General features: G+C 48.7%; 20 protein-coding genes. 10 read left to right on the top strand and 10 right to left on the bottom strand.

The annotated features are described in order from the left end of the window. Positions 1 to 3 precede the first annotated feature (3 nt). Positions 4 to 582, top strand: coding sequence for an SCO family protein (locus KNO69_RS09890; protein WP_031421282.1), 579 nt, complete (start codon positions 4 to 6; stop codon positions 580 to 582). 196 nt (positions 583 to 778) lie between these two features. Then, positions 779 to 1,873: an MBL fold metallo-hydrolase gene (locus KNO69_RS09885; protein ID WP_214684842.1), complete on the top strand. Its 1,095-nt coding sequence runs from the start codon at positions 779 to 781 to the stop codon at positions 1,871 to 1,873. Positions 1,874 to 1,897: 24 nt separating this feature from the next. Here KNO69_RS09885 and KNO69_RS09880 read toward each other — a convergent pair whose 3' ends face one another. The 3 genes from KNO69_RS09880 to trhA all read right to left on the bottom strand — a co-directional run bounded on the left by KNO69_RS09880 (position 1,898) and on the right by trhA (position 4,640). Continuing rightward, positions 1,898 to 3,115, bottom strand: a complete 1,218-nt coding sequence (locus KNO69_RS09880; RefSeq protein ID WP_214817593.1) for an MFS transporter — start codon at positions 3,113 to 3,115, stop codon at positions 1,898 to 1,900. Positions 3,116 to 3,212: 97 nt separating this feature from the next. Continuing rightward, positions 3,213 to 3,908 (bottom strand): DsbA family oxidoreductase, encoded by a 696-nt coding sequence (locus KNO69_RS09875; RefSeq protein WP_214689284.1) that lies wholly within the window; start codon positions 3,906 to 3,908, stop codon positions 3,213 to 3,215. A gap of 87 nt (positions 3,909 to 3,995) precedes the next feature. Then, positions 3,996 to 4,640, bottom strand: coding sequence for a PAQR family membrane homeostasis protein TrhA (gene trhA, locus KNO69_RS09870; RefSeq protein ID WP_031421292.1), 645 nt, complete (start codon positions 4,638 to 4,640; stop codon positions 3,996 to 3,998). A gap of 127 nt (positions 4,641 to 4,767) precedes the next feature. Here trhA and KNO69_RS09865 point away from each other — a divergent pair, with 127 nt between their 5' ends. After that, positions 4,768 to 5,286, top strand: coding sequence for a DUF1836 domain-containing protein (locus KNO69_RS09865; protein WP_214684836.1), 519 nt, complete (start codon positions 4,768 to 4,770; stop codon positions 5,284 to 5,286). 42 nt (positions 5,287 to 5,328) lie between these two features. Here KNO69_RS09865 and KNO69_RS09860 read toward each other — a convergent pair whose 3' ends face one another. The 3 genes from KNO69_RS09860 to KNO69_RS09850 form a co-directional block, all read right to left on the bottom strand. After that, on the bottom strand, positions 5,329 to 5,943 hold the full coding sequence (locus KNO69_RS09860; protein ID WP_015881030.1) for a PH domain-containing protein: 615 nt from the start codon (positions 5,941 to 5,943) through the stop codon (positions 5,329 to 5,331). A gap of 12 nt (positions 5,944 to 5,955) precedes the next feature. Beyond that, a complete protein-coding gene (locus tag KNO69_RS09855) occupies positions 5,956 to 6,789 on the bottom strand; it encodes an aldo/keto reductase (RefSeq protein WP_214731772.1) in 834 nt (277 codons plus the stop codon). A 61-nt stretch (positions 6,790 to 6,850) separates the two neighbouring features. Next, the gene (locus tag KNO69_RS09850) at positions 6,851 to 7,756 is read right to left on the bottom strand and encodes an MBL fold metallo-hydrolase (RefSeq protein ID WP_240499792.1); all 906 of its coding nucleotides are present in this window, start codon (positions 7,754 to 7,756) and stop codon (positions 6,851 to 6,853) included. A 367-nt stretch (positions 7,757 to 8,123) separates the two neighbouring features. Between KNO69_RS09850 and abc-f the strand changes: the two genes are divergently transcribed. From abc-f to KNO69_RS09835, 3 genes are all read left to right on the top strand, one after another. Continuing rightward, positions 8,124 to 9,821, top strand: a complete 1,698-nt coding sequence (abc-f, locus tag KNO69_RS09845) for a ribosomal protection-like ABC-F family protein (RefSeq protein WP_214817591.1) — start codon at positions 8,124 to 8,126, stop codon at positions 9,819 to 9,821. An 11-nt stretch (positions 9,822 to 9,832) separates the two neighbouring features. Continuing rightward, a complete protein-coding gene (locus KNO69_RS09840; protein WP_214817589.1) occupies positions 9,833 to 10,597 on the top strand; it encodes a hypothetical protein in 765 nt (254 codons plus the stop codon). A gap of 111 nt (positions 10,598 to 10,708) precedes the next feature. Continuing rightward, positions 10,709 to 11,611 carry a cation diffusion facilitator family transporter gene (locus KNO69_RS09835; RefSeq protein ID WP_214817587.1) on the top strand — a complete coding sequence of 301 codons (903 nt, stop codon included), beginning with the start codon at positions 10,709 to 10,711 and terminating at the stop codon, positions 11,609 to 11,611. A gap of 41 nt (positions 11,612 to 11,652) precedes the next feature. Here the strand turns inward: KNO69_RS09835 and KNO69_RS09830 are convergent, their stop codons facing one another. The 3 genes from KNO69_RS09830 to KNO69_RS09820 all read right to left on the bottom strand — a co-directional run bounded on the left by KNO69_RS09830 (position 11,653) and on the right by KNO69_RS09820 (position 14,241). After that, a complete protein-coding gene (locus KNO69_RS09830) occupies positions 11,653 to 12,792 on the bottom strand; it encodes a zinc-dependent alcohol dehydrogenase (RefSeq protein WP_031421303.1) in 1,140 nt (379 codons plus the stop codon). Positions 12,793 to 12,889: 97 nt separating this feature from the next. Continuing rightward, positions 12,890 to 13,735: a metallophosphoesterase gene (locus tag KNO69_RS09825; RefSeq protein WP_214811660.1), complete on the bottom strand. Its 846-nt coding sequence runs from the start codon at positions 13,733 to 13,735 to the stop codon at positions 12,890 to 12,892. A 92-nt stretch (positions 13,736 to 13,827) separates the two neighbouring features. Further along, positions 13,828 to 14,241 carry an organic hydroperoxide resistance protein gene (locus KNO69_RS09820; protein WP_015881037.1) on the bottom strand — a complete coding sequence of 138 codons (414 nt, stop codon included), beginning with the start codon at positions 14,239 to 14,241 and terminating at the stop codon, positions 13,828 to 13,830. Between the two features lie 117 nt (positions 14,242 to 14,358). Here KNO69_RS09820 and KNO69_RS09815 point away from each other — a divergent pair, with 117 nt between their 5' ends. Further along, entirely contained in the window at positions 14,359 to 14,811 is a 453-nt protein-coding gene (locus KNO69_RS09815) for a MarR family winged helix-turn-helix transcriptional regulator (RefSeq protein ID WP_159561931.1), read from the top strand. Positions 14,812 to 14,824: 13 nt separating this feature from the next. Continuing rightward, complete coding sequence (locus KNO69_RS09810) at positions 14,825 to 15,739, top strand: CAP domain-containing protein (protein ID WP_214684826.1); 915 nt, start codon at positions 14,825 to 14,827, stop codon at positions 15,737 to 15,739. A gap of 33 nt (positions 15,740 to 15,772) precedes the next feature. Here KNO69_RS09810 and KNO69_RS09805 read toward each other — a convergent pair whose 3' ends face one another. Then, positions 15,773 to 16,246, bottom strand: a complete 474-nt coding sequence (locus KNO69_RS09805; RefSeq protein ID WP_031421309.1) for a glutathione peroxidase — start codon at positions 16,244 to 16,246, stop codon at positions 15,773 to 15,775. A gap of 161 nt (positions 16,247 to 16,407) precedes the next feature. Here KNO69_RS09805 and KNO69_RS09800 point away from each other — a divergent pair, with 161 nt between their 5' ends. Together KNO69_RS09800 and KNO69_RS09795 are read left to right on the top strand one after the other, a co-directional pair. After that, a complete protein-coding gene (locus tag KNO69_RS09800; protein WP_214817585.1) occupies positions 16,408 to 16,926 on the top strand; it encodes a VanZ family protein in 519 nt (172 codons plus the stop codon). 293 nt (positions 16,927 to 17,219) lie between these two features. Beyond that, a complete protein-coding gene (locus KNO69_RS09795; RefSeq protein ID WP_214684823.1) occupies positions 17,220 to 18,515 on the top strand; it encodes a murein hydrolase activator EnvC family protein in 1,296 nt (431 codons plus the stop codon). Positions 18,516 to 18,524 lie beyond the last annotated feature (9 nt).

Raw genomic sequence — 18,524 nt, 5'->3', positions numbered from 1 at the left:
TGTGTGAAGAAATGGTGGATGATTGGTTTGACGACGATGCTTATCGTCCTAGCAGGATGCGGTCAAGAGATTGAGGATCCGCTCAACTGGGAAGTCGAATCGTTCGAATATACGAATCAAGATGAAGAAATGGTCAGTCTTGACGATTTAAAAGGGAAAGTGTGGATGGCGGATTTCGTTTTCACAAGCTGTGAGACCGTCTGTCCACCGATGACATACAATATGACAAAGCTGAATGAAGCGCTTGAAGAAGAGGGCGTCGAAGACGTGCAATTCGTTTCCTTCAGCGTCGACCCGACGGTGGACACTCCGGAGAAGATGAAAGAGTTTATGAGTGGCTATGACCTTGCGAAAGCAGATTGGCAGTTCCTCTCAGGTTACTCGCAAGACGAGATTGAAACGTTTGCCCAACAGAACTTCAAGGCGCTCGTCCGGAAGCCTGACGAAGGTACACAAGTCGACCACGGTACGTATTTCTATTTGGTCGACCAGGAAGGAAAGATCATCAAGGCGTATCCTGGTTTCCAAAACGTTCCGACCGAAGACATCATCAACGACATTAAAATCTTGCAAAAATCTTAACCGAAGACCTGCTCCACCAAACACGGGTGAGCAGGTCTTTTTGGTTTAAGAGAACTGATATAATGGAATAACCAGAATGCTCAATGAAGAGCACGCCATTTTTTTGAAAGATAAGCGAATCGACATACTTTCTCGGATAGAAACGGCGAAGGCACGCTATAATCAATTCAACGAACTATTAGAAAAGAGGACCTACATGAAAAAGACGATGTTGCTCTCATTGGTTGGAATGGCGGCTGTCACCGGAACGATTCTGACACAGTACAAACCACTTGGACGAAAGCCGAAATCGCTTCAATCTCCGAACCGGATCAATGGAAAGTTCCGTAATCAATATGAGACACCGATGAACTTCTCTGCGCAAGACATGGTGTCGATGGCGCGCGACTATCGTGATGTGACGTCACTGCGTAAGCCTACCGAACGTCTTCCGATCGTGCCAATCGATTTTGAGGAGAAGACGGGCTCGAGCTTCACAAGAATCTATTGGCTCGGTCATTCGGCGCTCATGGTACAAATGGACGGGAAGACGATGCTCGTCGATCCGATGTTTGGACGTAGCCCATCCCCACTCCCGTTCGCTAAAAACGAACGCTTCAGTGAAGACTTGCCGTTCGAACTAGAGGACTTGCCCGAAATCGATGTCGTCTTATTGACACATGACCATTACGACCATCTCGATTATGGAACGATTCTTGCCATCCAAGACAAGGTCGCCATGTTCATCGTACCGCTCGGGGTAGGGAGTCATTTGAAACGATGGGGTGTCGGGGCAGAACGAATCGTAGAACGGGATTGGGGCGAGTCGTATGCGTTAGGGTCGTGGACATTCGTCTGTACGCCGGCGCGTCACTTCTCCGGTCGCTCGTTGACGGACCGCAACAGCACACTCTGGGCATCATGGGTCGTCCTAGGTGAGACAGATCGGCTCTTCTTCAGTGGGGATAGTGGCTACGCGCCGCATTTCAAGATGATTGGCGAACAGTACGGGCCGTTTGATTTTGCCGCACTTGAATGCGGGCAATATGACGTGCGCTGGCCAGACGTCCATATGCAACCGGAAGAGACCGCGCAAGCGTTTCACGATTTACGGGCCGACCAAATGATGCCGATCCATTGGGGGGCGTTCACGCTGTCGTTCCACGATTGGTTCGACCCAGCGGAACAGATGTCGTCTCTCTTACCAAAAGAAGTCGTCCTCACTCCAAAAATCGGGGAGAGAATCACGCTCGACGGTCGGAATGATACGACGACGTGGTGGCGAGAGCTCAAAGACGCAAACAAGCGATGACCTTGGTCACCGCTTGTTTTTTTGTTAGGAAGACATCTTCTCTGTGGAATCTTCCTCGATATGCAATTGATGCTTTCTCGTGTATACAAGAAATGCGCCGGTCATCGCAATCGAACTAATTCCAAACAAGACGACCATGAGCTGAAGTCCAATCAAATCGAGGAAGAATCCTGTCACGAGAAGGACGACTTGGAAGATGATCCGGTCGAGCATGTTTCGGAACGAGAAGAAACGACCGTGATATTCTTTTGGCATCCGTGTCTGGAAAATCGTGACCGCCGTCGGGAAGAAGCATCCGACCGAGAAGCCGAAGAGAACGAACGCAGCAATGGACATGAACGGGATGTCCGCAAAATAGAGCATCAGTTGGGCGACACCGATTAAAAACGAGAACGAGAATAAGATCGAGAACGCCGAGAATTTTTCTCCGATCCGTTTAATCATAAAGGCACCTGTCATGAAGGCGAGTCCTTCTGCCGTATAAATCCATCCTTTAATCGCCGTCGAATCTTGCAGCTCACTGATGTTGATGACGAGCAAGTTGAACCCTCCGAGGAAGAGGAGTGGGATGAGCGTCATGACGAGTGTCATGAAGATGACTGGAATCGATTTGATGATCGGGAAGACGTCTTTAAAACCACTCGACGCTTTTGCATCGACCTTTTTCGCTGAGGGCGTTTTCGTCTCATCGAGTTTCAAGAAGAGTGTCGCCACCGCTAGCAACAGATAGGCGACGAGCGAGAGCGCGTAGACGTTACGGAGCGAGATCAGTGTCAAAAGGACACCTGCAATCGCCGTCCCGATGACACGTGACAACGTCGAAACGTTCATATGGACGCCGTTCAAGGCGAGGAGCTCCCGTTCCTTCACGATGAGCGGAATCGCTGCCTGCAGGGCAGGGAAATAAAATGCGGCCGACCCTTGTAAGATGATTAAAAAGACGACCATCCACACGACCGAATTCGTCTCGATGGCGACGAACATGAAAATCACGCTGAGCGCCCGGACGATGCTCGAGATGAGCATGATGTTTTTCTTAGAGCCTTGGTCGGTCAAGCGACCCGCGAGCGGACCGATGGCGACCCCGGCAAGTAAGCCGATGGCGAGAATGACCGCCTTCACAAAGTCAGAGGGGACGCGGTCTTGCATAAATTCCAAGTTCCCGATGATGCCGAGCCATAGACCAAGACCGGCGACGAATTCGCCCGTCAAGATGATCCAGACGTTCCGATTTTTCCACATAGATGTATTCCTCGATTCTTATCTGTTGATAATAATTATGCTTGAGAATGATTCATTTAGCCACAAAAAAGAAGCCAAACGTCGGCTTCTTCATCAATCAAATATCACAGTTGTCGTCGGTGCACGTCGCGCCGTTCGAAAGGACTTGGATCGTCGGATTGTTCTCAGACCAGACTTTTTCGAGCACTTGCGTGAACGCTTCCGTCGGCTGAGCACCAGACACCCCATATTTGTTGTCGAATACGAAGAACGGGACACCCGTGATGCCGAGGTCGCTTGCGCGTTTCTCTTCGGCACGGACGTCTTCCGTATACACGTCAGTCGTCAAGACGTCACGCACGGCGTCACGTTCGAGTCCGACGCTTGTCGCGATTTCAAGTAGCACATCGTGATTCCCGATGTGTTTCGCGTCGACAAAATACGCCTGAAGCAACGCTTCCGACAATTCTTTTTCTTTCCCGACCGTTTTCGCGTAATGCGTCAAACGATGCGAGTCGAGCGTACCCGTCACGACCATGTTCTCAAAATCGTAATCGAGTCCGACTTCGCGGGCCTGAGCGGCGACTTGTGCAGTCGTTCCTTTTGCCTGTTCGATCGGCATCCGATATTTCGTTGCGAGTGCCTCATAGATGGTACGTGAATCATTCGTCGGGGCGTTCGGGTCGAGTTCGAAACTCTTGAATTCGACTTCCACTTGGTCTGCCTGTGGGAACTGTTCGAGCGCCTCTTCTAGACGACGCTTACCGATATAACAAAACGGGCAGACATAATCTGACCATACTTCAATTTTCATGATGAATCCCTCCTGTCCTTAGTGTAGGAAATCTTGAATTCAAAGTACAGGAAACGGCTCATGAAAAAAGCCCTCCACGAGGAGGACTTAAAAGACGTACCAAAACACACAGACGAAGTGGGCGAAGCTTCCGAACAAGATGAACAGATGGAACACCTCATGGAAGCCCCAGCCTCGCCAGTTGACGAATTTTGGCTTGAACCCGTAAATGAGTCCACCAATGGTATACATGACGCCACCGAGGACGAGCCAGAAGATACCGGCGTTGCCGATTACGTCATGGAGCGGTCCGATAAAAAAGACGGACAGCCAGCCCATCCCGATATAGAGCGCGGTCGACAAGAAACGCGGGGCATGGAACCAAACGAGTTTGAAGATAATGCCGAACAAGGCGAGTGCGTGTACGGTACCGAAGAGGACCCACCGCGTCGGTCCTTCGAGCGCGAGTAACGTGAGCGGTGCGTATGTACCCGCAATCAATGCGTAAATCATCGCATGATCGATTCTCCGGAAGAAAGCGATGACGTTCGGTGAGGCGATGATGCTATGGTAAAGACCTGACGATAAGTAAAGAAAGACGAGGCTGATCCCGAATAGAATCGCGGCCATAATGGCAAGCGGCGAGCCGAGTAACGAGGCTTTGACGACCATCGCGATGAGGGCGATGAAAGCCAGTACCGCACCGGCAAGATGCGTCAGTGCGTTGATGGGTTCACGGAAAATCGAATGCATGTAAAACACTCCTTATCACATCATGTAGTATCGATAACTACATGATATACTGAAGAGGAACAAACAGCAAGGTGTACCTTTCGACAAATGGAAGTTTTCTTTATACTTAGGAAGTGAGGTGAGGTAGATGAAAGCGAAGGACATTACCGAAACGGAAGGCACACTCCCGCGGGATGTGCTGCCGACCATCGATTTATACATGGATCAGGTCATCCAGCTGTTCGAGCAGCATTATGGGAAGATGAAGCGAAACGAGGAGGAGACCATTTTGACGAAGACGATGATCAACAACTATGCCAAGGGCAAGTTGTTTCATCCCGTCAAAAATAAAAAGTATACAAATGAACATCTGATGTTACTCAGTTTGATTTATGAGATGAAAGGTCTCTTGTCGATCAGTGATATTAAGGAGACGCTCCGACCGTTGAACGAGTCGGATGAGACGTTCTCACTTGAAGACTTCTACGAGGCCTATCAGGCTCAGAAAGTGAAGAATCTAGAAGCGTTCGAAGCCCAGGCGGACACGCTATTAAGTACATCGCTCGAAAAAGAGAGCGATGTCAAGCGAACGCTCGCCATCGCATCTGCCGTTCATATGAGCCACTTGTATCAGCGGTTGGCCGAGCAATTGATCGATGAGAACTAAAAACAACTCCTCCGAAGACAAATCGTCTGCGGAGGAGTTGTTTTAGTTATTGATGTATTTCTCGTAAACCGTACCGAAGTCTTTACGGTTCCATTCATGATAGTGGCGTTGTAGCCAATCGAACGATTGCTCGTTCAATTCCTTGAACGTGTTCGGCACGTTCATGTCACCTTCACGAAGTCCGCTCAAGATCGAGACGGAGTGAGTCAGTGATGTGTTCGCATACTCCATCATGCGACGGCCTTCCCGCTGAATCTCTTCAATCGCGAGGAGTGCCTTGTACAAATCTTTCACGTGCTCGATTTGTTTCTTGTTGATATCGATTGAGTATGGCTTGTCGCCGATTGTGAATTTGACTTCGACATCGAGGTCGACGGTGCCGGCCGTCTCGAACATGACGTGCTTAATCGGATAGTGTGCGTAAGGGTAACGATATAGCACTCGTTTCGAACTCATCGCACTCGTTCCATCAAGGTGAATCATACCTAAGTTTGTAAAGCAGTATTCATCCGATTTTGATTTGATCAAGAAATAGATCTTTTCGTTATCCTCATGGAGGACATAATCATCCGAGTCCGCCTTATCAAAATCGGACGGGTCGATCACCTCACCGATGTCGCTGAAGCCAGTCAAATCAGAAGCCAGTTTTTTGAACATGTCATTCACTCCTCAGTAATGGATTTTATGCATCTCTTTCGGGTCGGACCCGGTCCGCTCGTCACGATTGAGCGCATCGATGGCCGCCATCTCTTCTTTCGTCAACGTGAAGTCGAATACCTGTATGTTTTCTTTGATTCGACTCGGTGTGACCGATTTTGGAATGACGGCGACTCCGTTCTGTAAATGCCAACGCAAGATGACTTGAGCCGGTGACTTGCCGTGAGCGTTCGCAACCTTGACAATCGTCTCATCTTCGAGCGCTTCGCGTCCTTTCATGAGTGGACTCCACGCTTGAATTTGGATGTCATATCGCTTGCAGAATGCAATCAGTTCTTTCTGAGACAAATATGGATGGATCTCGACCTGGTTCACGGCCGGGACGATCGAGCAAGATTGAATGATTTGTTCCAAATGCTCGATCTCAAAGTTCGAGACGCCGATTGCTCGGACGCGTCCTTCTTCATACAGCTGTTCGAGTGCTTTGTACGTTTCGACGAATTTACCGAAACGAGGCATCGGCCAGTGGATGAGGAACAAGTCGACATACTCGAGTCCGAGCCGATTTAAGCTATCCTGAAACGCTTGGAGCGCCTCGTCGAATCCGTGGAACTCGTTCCAAAGCTTTGTCGTCACAAAGACGTCCTCTCGTGGGATGCCTGCTTCACGAAGCGCTTGTCCGACACTCTCTTCATTTTGATAAATCGCAGCCGTATCGATCAATCGATAGTCTGCATCGAGCGCAGCTTTGACCGTATCGACCGTCACTGCGCCATCTTCGACCTTATAGACACCGAGCCCGAGCATCGGCATCTTGACGTTATTATTCAACGTCGTCCATTCCATAAAAAATCCCTCCCTCTCGTCTATAACGTTACCGAAATTTTGGATGAAGGGAAAGTAAAAACTACAGACGGATGCTTTCCCCGTGCGCCTTGATCACAATTTGGTCACGGTCGAGTTTTGCGGCCGCGACGAGACGATGATACGGTTCCTCGACAGGCTCATAAGAAAGGACGAACGTATCCCAATGCATCGGGAAGAAACGCTTCGCTCCGCTCTCTTTGTACATCATCCAAGCCTGTTCCGGAGTACAGTGTGCTTCCTGGAACGAGTCCGGTTGATAGGCACCGATTGGGAAGAAGGCGAGGTCGATCGGTTCACGGTCAGCGAGTCCTTTGAAGGAGTCGGTATAGGCCGTGTCTCCTGCGAAGAGCATACGAATCCCTTTGTATTTGAGCAGGTATCCGTTGTACCCCATATGTTTGTCCCACGGGAAACGGTTGCCCCAATGCTTGACGGGAATGGCGCGGACATCGAGCCCGTTCGCAAGTGTCACTTTGTCATGTGGATGCAGTTCGAGCGTCTGCAGACTCGGGTATCGGCGCAACAGGCGGCTCGTCCCAGGAGCAGAGACGACAATCGTCTCGCGAGTGATGAGTCGCTTCAAACTTTTATGGTCAAAGTGGTCCATATGGGCATGGCTGAGTAGGATGACATCGACCGGGCCGACCTCCTCAATGGAGAGGGCCGGAGCGGTGTGACGTTTCATGCCGACTGTCAGCGGTCCGAGATGGACACCGATTCGTTTTGAGAAGACGGGGTCCGTTAAAATCTTGAGCCCATACCAATGAATGAGGACCGTCGAATGCCCGATCCACGTCGCCTGCACATGCGTCTCATCAATGGTTGTCAGTTCTGGACGTTCCGGCCATTTAAAGCGCGGACGGGGGAGCTGTCGTTTGAATCGTGTATAGAGAAACGTTCCGACGCTCGCCAAGACGGCACTCGGAACGAGGATGCGTCGACGCATCATGCATCACCTCACTGTTCGAATATACTGTCATCATATCGCGAGGACAGATGCACCGCATCCGCCTAAAGGAGTAGAAAAAATGGGAGATTGTGGGGTACACTCTTGCGGATCCGCTTTCAATTTGATAAGGTGGCAGTAACTTAGGAAAGAGAGGTACACCGTGCCATGAAAAATACACGTTCACTCCAACGATGAGACGAATCATCACTGTTCGCTTGAACAGTCACGGGTGAAGTGTGTCCATTTTTTCAAATACGGGAAGCGCTCGTTTTCCTCTTTGAACGGATTCCTTCACACCACCGCTTTGAAGCGGATGGTGTTTTTTGTTTCATCGCGTATCGGATTCATAAGCGAGGTGAAACAGATGTTAGCAGTAAAACAAGTCCGGTTTGACTATGACCGGAAACCATTATTTGACGCGGTCTCGTTCGAGGTCGCGGCTGGAGAGCGTGCCGTATTATTCGGATTGAACGGGAGTGGGAAGACGACGCTCTTCCGACTCGTGACCGGGGAGTTGACCCCGCAAGCCGGGAAGATTGAATTTCTTGGCGAGGTCGGACTCGTCCGACAGACCATCGAATCGACAGACATGACCGTACTTGAGTGGACGATGCGCAGTGATCCAGAACGATATGCGCTCTATGAAGATGTTTCTTCTGGTGACGAGATGCGTGTCATGCGGTCCTATGAACGGGCGCTCGCACTCGATGTGTACAACTTGGAACAAGAGGCGACAAGAGCATTGACTCGACTTGGGCTGGAGGAGCACCTCTTCCGAAACATTAACGAGCTAAGTGGAGGCGAGAAGACGCGAGCTCAGCTCTCAACACTGACGATGAAGCGGGTGGACCTCGTCCTGCTCGACGAACCGACGAACCATCTGGATCTCGAGTCGATCGACTGGCTCACGAAGTGGTTGAATCAGTTTAAGGGGACGGTGCTCATCATCTCACACGACCGTCAACTGATGGATGATGTCGCAACGACCATTCTTGAACTGTCAGGCGGACTAGTCACTCGATATCAGGGAAACTATACGGCGTATAAACATCAAAAAGAAGAAGAACGCGTGCGTGACGAGCGAGCACATGCTCGATACGAGAACCGAAAGGCAGAACTTCTCGAGATGATTGCCCAATATAAAGGGTGGCACTTAAAGGCGAAAGCGACAGCGAGTGTCCGCAGTCCGGGAGCGCAAAAAGGAGCGGCCAATCTCGCCGTCAAAATGAAGGCAAGAGAACAGAAGTTAAGGCAGCTCGAAGACAATCGTCCACAAAAACCAAAAGAGGAGAAATCCATCTCCGTCCGTTTTGCGGCGGATGAGCTCGAAGCGAAAACGTGGCTGACGTGTGAGGATGTGACGTTTGGATACGACAAGCCGTTCTATGAACCGTTTTCCTTCTCGATGAATAAAGGAGAGCGGATCTCGATTACCGGACCGAACGGAAGCGGAAAGACGACGTTATTAAACGTGCTGATCGGTGAACGATTACCACACTCGGGCGTGATCAAGCGACATCCTCGTCTGAAGATCGGATATTTCTCTCAAACGCTCGAGCGTCTCCCGGAGACCGGAACGTTACTTGAGGCGTTACTCGCCAATAGTGAGATCGGAGAGACGGAGGCGCGGACGTTGCTCGCTCACTTCTTGTTCCGGCGAGATGAAGTGCACCGACCGATTACCGAGGCGAGCATGGGAGAAAAGTGTCGAATCGCGTTTCTCATCTTGTACTTCTCGGATGCCCATCTGTTGGCATTAGATGAACCGACGAACTATTTAGATGTGGCGACACGCGAACAAATCGAGGCGGCGTTGTCCGTCTATCCGGGTGGATTATTGTTGATTTCCCACGACCGCTACTTTCATCGTCTGACTTCGCGCACGATTGAATTAGGAGAGCACATTGTCATACGTGAGAACGATGAGCGCGATGAACCGGTCGATGTCGAACAAATGGTCAGAACGATGGACGAATTGACAAAAGATGAATTGAAATTTTTTGATGAAGCAGGAAACCTCCTACCATTTGACGAAACGAGTGAAATGAATCGAATCGAGTAGGAGTGAAGAACATGAATGGAGGAAGATTGTCGCGTGCGACGACGCGGAAGCGTAAACGCGTGTTCCGTATCACGACGGCATTGGCATTAATGCTCGCCTTGGTCGGGATCATCGCGTTCGCGGCACTGATTGACAAGAAACAGGACTCGGCTTTACCGGAATCGGATGAGATTGCCACGGAAATGGTCGACTCCGAGTCGGAACAACCGGCTGATGCTGATGCTGAGACGGAATCGGCAGATAAGATTTATATCGGGCAACCGTATACGAAAGTATACGCGGATGACCGGGTCACGGTCGTTTATGAAGCCGACTTGGGTGATCGATTTGAACGGTTGGAGACGGTAAGTGGATTTGTGAAAGTTCAGTTGAACGAGCGGTTGACCGGCTGGGTCACAGAAGAAAGTGTGACGACAGAAGCGACGGCATTATCGGATGACGAGGTGATTGCCGCTTGGCAACAAGTCGTCCCGAACGCTTCGGAGTCTGTCCTTGACTGGATTGGAAAAGATCTCGAAACCGTCCGTGCGGAGCTTGGCAGTCCTTCTGCCGTTCAACGTGACCAAGTGAACGAGTATCATTTCTATGATGGATTCTTCCTCATGGTCCGGGACCAAAAAGTACGGGCCGTTGATTGGGACAAGCTAGCCATCGCAACACCAGACGTACAACCGACTCGCGAACAAGCGACCGGAATCTGGTTCGAGGGTGAGACGGTCCAATTGAAACTGTTCCCTTATAGCGGCGTCATGCGTGTCCGCCTGGAGCAAAAATGAGACAAAGCGGGAGAATTCATTCTCCCGTTTTTTTATCGTTTTACATTCAAATTAACGTTTGAATGTTTGGTTAAAATGGAATAAGATAAACAGTAGAAGGAGGAGTCAGTTATGGGACATCATCATGATCACGACCACCATCACCATCATTCGACGAATCAGCGGGCACTCTTACTCGCCTTTCTCTTGATTGCAGCGTTCATGGTCGTCGAAGTGATCGGCGGGCTATGGACGAACAGTTTGGCGCTGTTGTCGGATGCGGGGCATATGCTAGGAGATGCGGCGGCGTTAGGACTCAGTTTCCTCGCTGTTCGATTTGGGGCGAAAGCGGCGACACCGAACCGGACGTTCGGGTATCGACGTTTCGAGATTTTAGCGGCATTCATTAACGGGCTGACACTGCTCGTCATCTCGGTCTATATCCTTGTCGAGGCATACCAACGAATCAGCGCGCCACCAGAAATTCTAAGTAGTGGGATGCTTGTCGTCGCCATTATCGGGCTGCTCGTCAACATCCTTGCCGCCTGGATTTTAATGCGCGGGGAGAAAGACAATTTGAACGTGAAGAGTGCGTTGTTGCACGTATTCGGAGATTTGCTCGGCTCGGTCGGAGCCATCACGGCAGCAGTCCTCATCATGTTGTTCGGATGGACGTGGGCGGACCCGGTCGCGAGCGCCTTTGTTGCGATTTTGATTTTAATCAGTGGTTATCGGGTGACGCGTGACGCGATTCATATCTTGATGGAAGGGTCGCCGGAACAGATTGATGTCCGGGCGATGCAAGAAGAGATTGCTAAAGTTGACGGGGTGAAAGAAGTGCACGACTTGCATGTCTGGTCCATCTCGTCGAGCGAGCATGCAGCGACGTGTCACGTGTTGATTGGAGAAGAGACAGATGATCAAGACGTCTTGAGACAAGTGACGGAACGAATCCGGAAATACGGGAAGTTCGAACGTTCGACGGTCCAGATTGAGCGAGAACGACAATGTTGTGAAGAACGAATCATCTGGTAGTGAAGAGTAAGGGAGTTCAGTTTGGACTGAACTCCCTTTTACTAAGGCTTCAATACTACTTTTACGCAGTCATCTAAATGCTCATTGAATAAGTGATAGGCATCAGCAGCATGTTCAAGAGATAAACGATGCGTGATAATGTCAGTAGGGTCAAATTTTTGATCTATGATCATTTGAAATAACTCAGGCATGTAATGAATAACAGGTGCTTGTCCTGTTTTCAAAGTAACATTTCGGGTGAAAAAATCTCCCATCGGAAACTGATTGTAATTCATTGGGTATACCCCGGTAAGTTGAACGACCCCAAATTTACGAACCGCTTCTTTTGCTACTTTGATTGCGCTTAGTGTACCGCCTTGGATCATAAGTTTTTGTTCTATCTTTTCAATTGAAGATTTTTTTCCATCAATACCCACACAGTCGATAACAACATCTGCCCCGCCATTAGTAATCTCATAGATATATTTTCCTGTCTCAGTTGGATCTTTTAAAAGAATTGTTTCTACTTTATTTGATAGTTTTGCCCGATTTAGTCGATAGAGTTCGGGATCTACAGCAATAACGCGTTTAGCCCCACGTACCCAAGCTAATTTTTGAGTCATTAACCCCACAGGACCTGATCCGAGAACCACTACCGTATCTCCAGCTTTCATGCCAGCATTATCTAAACTCCACCATGCTGTTGGAATAACATCAGATAAAAAGAGAAGTGCCTCATCTTCAAGCTCACATGATTCGGGGATGACAAGCGGCATGAAATTACCGTATGGAACCTTTAGAAACTCTGCTTGACCACCCGGATGATTTCCAAACTGCTCAGTATATCCAAATAAACCACCAGCATCAGTGTGAGGGGCGTGGTTAGAGTTATCGCACTGACTCTCCATCTCATTTTCACAATAAAAGCAGTGACCACATGATACATTGAATGGAAGGACGACCCGATCACCCTTTTTCACTTTAGTTACATCGGGTCCAGTCTCTTCAACAATTCCCATAGGCTCATGTCCAATGATAAAACCAGGGCGAGTAGGCATATTCCCTTGATAGATATGAAGATCTGATCCACAAATAGCTGTCGATGTAATTTTTACAATGATTTCTTCCCGGTTTTCGATTTCGGGATCTTTAACGTCCTTTACTTCAATCTTCTTAGTTCCTTGATAAGTTACTGCGCGCATATAATTCACTCCTCCTTTTAAAGACAAGTAATTAGCAACATAGCTTGTATACCCTTCTTTTAAAAAAAGTGAACTAAATATTGGAATTCGATGATGACTATCTTTGACCATTCACATCGATCACAACAATCTCTGGTGGATTATAAATACGTGGAATGTTGAAGCTGTAATTGAATCCTCGTCCAATCACATGGGTAAACGTCTCATGCTCGTAGAGTCCGCCTGCGTATTCAGGAAAGAATCCTTGGTCAGGTGCGAATAATCCGTTCATCAAGTAAGGGATTCTCACTTGCCCGCCATGAGCATGTCCGGATAAGACGAGGTCGAATGGAAGTTTAGCATACGTGTCGACTTGTTCGGCACGGTGGGAGAGAAGCACCTTGAACGTCTCATCGGGGGCGATGTCCTGCATCGCCGCAGTCGACTCCGCATCCCAATCCGTATAAATATTTTCTCTGAACCCACGAAGAGGATCTTCTAGCCCGCCGATGACGAGGTCGATTCCATTGATGGTGACCGTCTCCCATTCGTCTTCGAGAACGTTGACACCGTATGAGCGAAACACGTCTTTCACATTGTGACGGACATAGTCATCCGATCCATCGATTTCATGGTTGCCGGTCACGAAATACATCGGCGCAATTCCTTCAAGCCCTTCGATTAGTTCGAAGGCGGGTTCAGGTGAACGATACCGGTCGAGTAAATCGCCCGGTAAAGCGATGAGATCCGGTTTCTGTGCACGAACCTGGTCGATCAAAATCGACTGTTTATAACCGTATGAAGCGCTGTGTAAGTCGGAGAGGAGCACGATGCGGAGAGACTCGTCTGCTGACAGTTTATCGGACGTCACGTCATACGTCCGGACGGTCAACCCATTGTACGTCGCCGTGAACAACAAAATGCCGAGTGCAACAAAAAGAAGAGTTGATTTATGTTTCTTCATCAGTGCTCCCTCCTTCCTTAATCGTGTCTCTATCTTACTCTGATAGGCAGGGTTAAGCAAAAAAAATCCCGCTCAAGAGAGCGGGATGAATGTTATGCAGCTTTCGCTGTCAATTTGACGTCGACATTTCCGCGAGTCGCTTTTGAATAAGGGCACACTTGGTGTGCTTCTTCGACAAGGCGCTCTGCTGTCGCTTGGTCGACACCTTTGATTTCGACTTCAAGTTCGACTGAAATGAAGAACCCTTCATCGTTTTGGTTTAATGTGACGTGACCTGTGACGCTTGAACCGTCTGTCTTCACACGTTCTTTTCCGATGATGAGGTTGAGGGCACTACCGAAGCAAGCCGCATAGCCAGCTGCGAAAAGTTGTTCCGGGTTTGTCGCACCGTCTACGTGTTTCGCGCCAGGCATCGAGACGTTCATGTCGATGACGCCATCTGTTGATTTCACATGACCTTCGCGGCCACCGATTGCTGTTGCTGATGCTGTGAATAGTGATTTCATGATTGAATTCCTCCATTTCATTTTTAACAATTAAGTTGTGCACAATTTAAATTATAGAGCAGTCAAAAAGTTTCGCAAGTGATATGCTTGGCTAAAGAAGAGTACGGAGGATTACGTATGGACCAATCGTTAAAGTTAGAACATCAAATCTGTTTTCAATTGTATACCGCCTCAAAAGAGCTTACCCGGTTATATCGCCCAATTTTAGCACCGCTAAACCTGACGTATAGTCAATATCTCGTGATGCTTGTCTTATGGGAAGAGGATGGAATCGATTTGCGACAACTCGGATCGCGGTTGACGCTCGACTCTGGGACATTGTCGCCGCTCGTCAAACGGCTCATCCAAATCGGCTATGTGGAGAAAAGTCGTGCGACGGACGACGAACGAAAAATCATCGTTCGTTTGACCGAAAGCGGTAGCGCGTTGCGTGAGCAGGCGGCGAATGTGCCGTTACAAGTAAGTGGTATGCTGAATATAGACGAAGCGACGTATGTCGCATACATGGAGATGCTCACCGATATCAAGACGAGACTACACGATTTCGGGGAGCGTCAGCGCGAGCAGTAAGGAAGGAGGAGCCATGTTTCGAAAATTGATCATCCTCTTGATGGGGATTGGACTCTATATGGCTTGGCAATATGAGATGCCGAACGTCTCTGCCCCGACGAGCATTCAGGTGGAGTCTGAGGTGGCGACCGAACGAGCGACAGACGCGCCAAAGTTCGCAAGTCAGTATGCCGGGCATGACTGGTATTTGGTCGAACGTGGCGGTGACCGCGGACTTGAACTGATTGATGAGGACGGTGCGAAAAAAGGATTCTATCAGTTCGAGACAGGTAGCACGTATCGAGGTCTTGTACTGAATGAAACGACCCGTGATCAAGTCGAGGACATCGGCTTCGAGGCGGTGACTTCGTATAATAAGGGATTGAATCGATACTTGATTCCGGACGATCCATCGTTTTCCGTTTTCGCAATCGACGGACAGTATGTCACTTTCTTTTTTGACCAGCATGACGACGACCTCTTGAAAGGGATCTTATCGGTCGACCGCCGTGTCGAAGAGGCGAGTGAGGGCTACTATGGTGATTTGTCGAAAGAGGGAACAGTCGCCAATGAGCAGTTGATGCGCATCCTCATGAATTGGGACCGTGAAAAGTTTGAATTGAACGCTTTAGCCGACTATGAACCGCTCTATCCGGTCGTGCGGGCACATAGTCAAAACATGGCTGAAAGCGATTTCTTTAGCCATACAGACCCAGAAGGACAGGACCCGTTCGATCGAATGGACGAAGCGGGACTTTCATATTCGATGGCCGGCGAAAACTTGGCCATGGGACAGATGAGCGTGTTCCATGCGCATTGGGGACTCATGAACTCGAAAGGGCATCGTGAAAACATCATGCAGCCGCGCTTCACCCATGCTGCCGTCGGACTCGCTTACAATGAAGAAGACAGTCCGTTCTACACGATCAACTTCATCACTCCAAGATAAAAGGACGACTCTTCGGAGCCATCCTTTTTCGTATTAAATCAGTTTTTTGACCGCATCCTCAATCTCGGCCGGTGTTGTCTGTGGCGAGAAGCGTTCGATGACGTTCCCGTCGCGATCGACTAAAAACTTCGTGAAGTTCCATTTGATCGCCTTCGACCCGAGAAGCCCGGGCGCTTCTTTTGAGAGATAGGTGAAGAGTGGGTGGGCATCCTTGCCGTTCACGTCGACTTTCGCGAACATCGGGAACGAGACCCCGTAATTTAGTTGACAGAACTCCTGGATTTCTTCATTGGAACCCGGGTCTTGATGACCGAACTGGTTGCACGGGAAGCCTAAGATTTGTAGGCCCTGTCCTTTATAGGTGTTGTACAGTGACTCGAGGCCTTCGAGCTGCGGTGTGAACCCACATTTGCTCGCCGTGTTGACGATGAGTAAGACGTCGCCTTTATATGTAGCTAACGGTTGTAATTGTCCTTTCATGTCTACTGCTTCAAAATCATAAATCATGGTGATTCCCCCTTTTTCTGTAGTATACCAAGAGAAGGGGACAGACTCGAACTTGAACGCGTTGCGTGCAATCAAATTGTTATGAAATCATGATGTCGCTGTTACATCATTCCGAAGAAAGAATCCGTATAATGAAAAATGTTGTAGAAAGGAACGGTGTTATGCGATTTTTAAAAAATGAATTTATATGGATTGCGCTTATTTTAATCGGACTCTTTTTATCAAGTGCGACCCCTTACTCGGACCAGTCTATCGTTTCGCCACTCGAGCGATTCAATTGGAGCTGGATCGAACCGACACTTGCGAACGTACAGTTCGACTACGCAGGAAAGGAAATTTCGCTTGATACGTTGGGGACGGCAGGATTGATTGAGTTCTTTATGCGGAAGACGGCACATGTCGTCACGTTCCTCGTTCTCGGTGCATTATTCGTAAAGGCCATCTCGCGAACGAATGTTCATGCGGGACTGAACGTACTCTTCGCTTGGGCACTTGCGAACACGGTGGCGATCTTTGATGAGTATCATCAGAGTTTGACTCCTGAACGGACCGCGCTGTTAGAAGATGTCCTTTTGGATAGTACGGGTGCTGCCGCAGGTGTCATCTTGTTCGGTGGGTTGTTATTCCTTCGTTCGAAACGGAAAAATAGCAAACGGGCCGGTTATGTAGCCTTAAGGTAGTCAAAAAAATGAATAGGTTACTATGTGAAAAGCGCTTTCTTGAAGTGCTTTTTTTCTTTTTAAAGCTATTTTGTGACAACAAACCAAACAAAATATCGTCTATACCCACGTTTTTTAAAGGATAAAACCTAAATTAGGTCAATGTCATACGAATGAAATATAAGTGTAAAATAAATTTTGGTTTAGATTGCTATAATGAGTCACAGAGCGAACGAAATGTCGCGACTTATCTTGTAAAAAATACTTTACGACTATAGATAAAAACTACACGGGAATCAGCGGAGGGAAGCACAGTGTATAACTTGAAAAAATTTGCAGCTACAGTCACTCTAGGCGCACTCTTGATCGGCGGAACGTCACCGACTTATGCAGCCTCACTTACAGAGAAGCAGAAGAAAGTACAAGAACAACGACAAAAGAATAGCAGTGAACAGTCGAAAGCAAACTCTTCGATTCAATCACGTGAGCAAGCCATCAGCAAAGAGCAGCAAGAGATCAACAAGTTAGATGCTGAACTCCAAGACGTCATCAACGATGTCGCTCAGAAAAAAGCTGAGATTCGTGCCACTGAAGAAAAAATTAAAAAGCTTCAAGCACAAATTAAAAAGTACGAAGCGAAAATGAAAGCCCAAGAAGATCTTATGAAAGATCGTATGGCGACGATGCAAAAGAATGGTGGCTCGTCAGTCAACTGGGCTGAGTTCATCTTCGGTTCTAAAGACTTCGGTGATTTGATCACACGTATGATCACAGCTGGTACGATTCAAGAGAACGACCAACAGATCTTCGAAGAATACGAAGCAACGAAAGAAAAACTCGCGAAAGCGCAAGCTGATTTGAAAGCGGAGCGCGACTCACTCGTGAAGCAAAAAGAAGAACTTGAAAAACGTCAGAAAGAGCTCGATCAAAAAATGAAAGAGCGTGCTGCGAAAATCAAGAAACTCGAAGCTGAAAAAGTGAAGTTCGAATCAAAACTCATGAGCCTTCAAGAGATGGAAGATACGCTCAAAGCTCAAGAACAAGCGATTCAAGCAGAAATCGAAGCGCAACGTCGTGCTGAAGAAGAAGCACGTCGTGCAGCGGCAGCAACTGCTGCGGCGAAAAAACAACAAGGTTCAAGCTCGAATAGCGGTTCAAGTGCTTCAACAGCACCGGTAGCGTCTGCACCAGCAAGCGGTGGCATGTTCCAACGTCCAGCAAGCGGTCGCCTCACACAAGGATGGGGTCCAGCAAGCGGAGCGAACGGCTACTCGTTCCACAACGCTCTTGATATCGCGGGTCCAGTCGGTACACCGATCTATGCAGCACAAACAGGTACGGTCCTCCGTGCAGGTTGGGGTGGCGCATACGGAAACCAGGTCATGATCGCACACGTGATCAACGGACAAGTATGGACGACAGTATATGCTCACATGAACTCGGTATCCGTTTCTGCGGGTCAACGCGTGTCACAAGGACAAAACATTGGCGGCATGGGTAGCACAGGGAACTCGACAGGTTCACACCTTCACTTCGAGATTCACCGTGGTGGCTACTCGTACTCTTCATCGAGCGCGGGAAGCACAGTCAACCCAGCATCATTCTTCTAAACATAAAGA

Origin of the sequence: Exiguobacterium sp. s131, from assembly GCF_018617345.1 — a bacterium.
In the GTDB taxonomy this organism is placed as follows: Bacteria; Bacillota; Bacilli; order Exiguobacteriales; family Exiguobacteriaceae; genus Exiguobacterium; species Exiguobacterium profundum.
The sequence above is the reverse complement of the archived record's forward strand: the minus strand, read 5'-3'. Positions and strand labels throughout refer to the sequence as shown.

Coding starts and splice junctions, on each gene's coding strand:
- KNO69_RS09885 (WP_214684842.1), top strand. CDS start 779: ATGAAAAAGACGATGTTGCTCTCATTGGTTGGAATGGCGGCTGTCACC.
- KNO69_RS09880 (WP_214817593.1), bottom strand. CDS start 3,115: ATGTGGAAAAATCGGAACGTCTGGATCATCTTGACGGGCGAATTCGTC.
- KNO69_RS09875 (WP_214689284.1), bottom strand. CDS start 3,908: ATGAAAATTGAAGTATGGTCAGATTATGTCTGCCCGTTTTGTTATATC.
- trhA (WP_031421292.1), bottom strand. CDS start 4,640: ATGCATTCGATTTTCCGTGAACCCATCAACGCACTGACGCATCTTGCC.
- KNO69_RS09865 (WP_214684836.1), top strand. CDS start 4,768: ATGAAAGCGAAGGACATTACCGAAACGGAAGGCACACTCCCGCGGGAT.
- KNO69_RS09860 (WP_015881030.1), bottom strand. CDS start 5,943: ATGTTCAAAAAACTGGCTTCTGATTTGACTGGCTTCAGCGACATCGGT.
- KNO69_RS09855 (WP_214731772.1), bottom strand. CDS start 6,789: ATGGAATGGACGACGTTGAATAATAACGTCAAGATGCCGATGCTCGGG.
- KNO69_RS09850 (WP_240499792.1), bottom strand. CDS start 7,756: ATGCGTCGACGCATCCTCGTTCCGAGTGCCGTCTTGGCGAGCGTCGGA.
- abc-f (WP_214817591.1), top strand. CDS start 8,124: ATGTTAGCAGTAAAACAAGTCCGGTTTGACTATGACCGGAAACCATTA.
- KNO69_RS09840 (WP_214817589.1), top strand. CDS start 9,833: ATGAATGGAGGAAGATTGTCGCGTGCGACGACGCGGAAGCGTAAACGC.
- KNO69_RS09835 (WP_214817587.1), top strand. CDS start 10,709: ATGGGACATCATCATGATCACGACCACCATCACCATCATTCGACGAAT.
- KNO69_RS09830 (WP_031421303.1), bottom strand. CDS start 12,792: ATGCGCGCAGTAACTTATCAAGGAACTAAGAAGATTGAAGTAAAGGAC.
- KNO69_RS09825 (WP_214811660.1), bottom strand. CDS start 13,735: ATGAAGAAACATAAATCAACTCTTCTTTTTGTTGCACTCGGCATTTTG.
- KNO69_RS09820 (WP_015881037.1), bottom strand. CDS start 14,241: ATGAAATCACTATTCACAGCATCAGCAACAGCAATCGGTGGCCGCGAA.
- KNO69_RS09815 (WP_159561931.1), top strand. CDS start 14,359: ATGGACCAATCGTTAAAGTTAGAACATCAAATCTGTTTTCAATTGTAT.
- KNO69_RS09810 (WP_214684826.1), top strand. CDS start 14,825: ATGTTTCGAAAATTGATCATCCTCTTGATGGGGATTGGACTCTATATG.
- KNO69_RS09805 (WP_031421309.1), bottom strand. CDS start 16,246: ATGATTTATGATTTTGAAGCAGTAGACATGAAAGGACAATTACAACCG.
- KNO69_RS09800 (WP_214817585.1), top strand. CDS start 16,408: ATGCGATTTTTAAAAAATGAATTTATATGGATTGCGCTTATTTTAATC.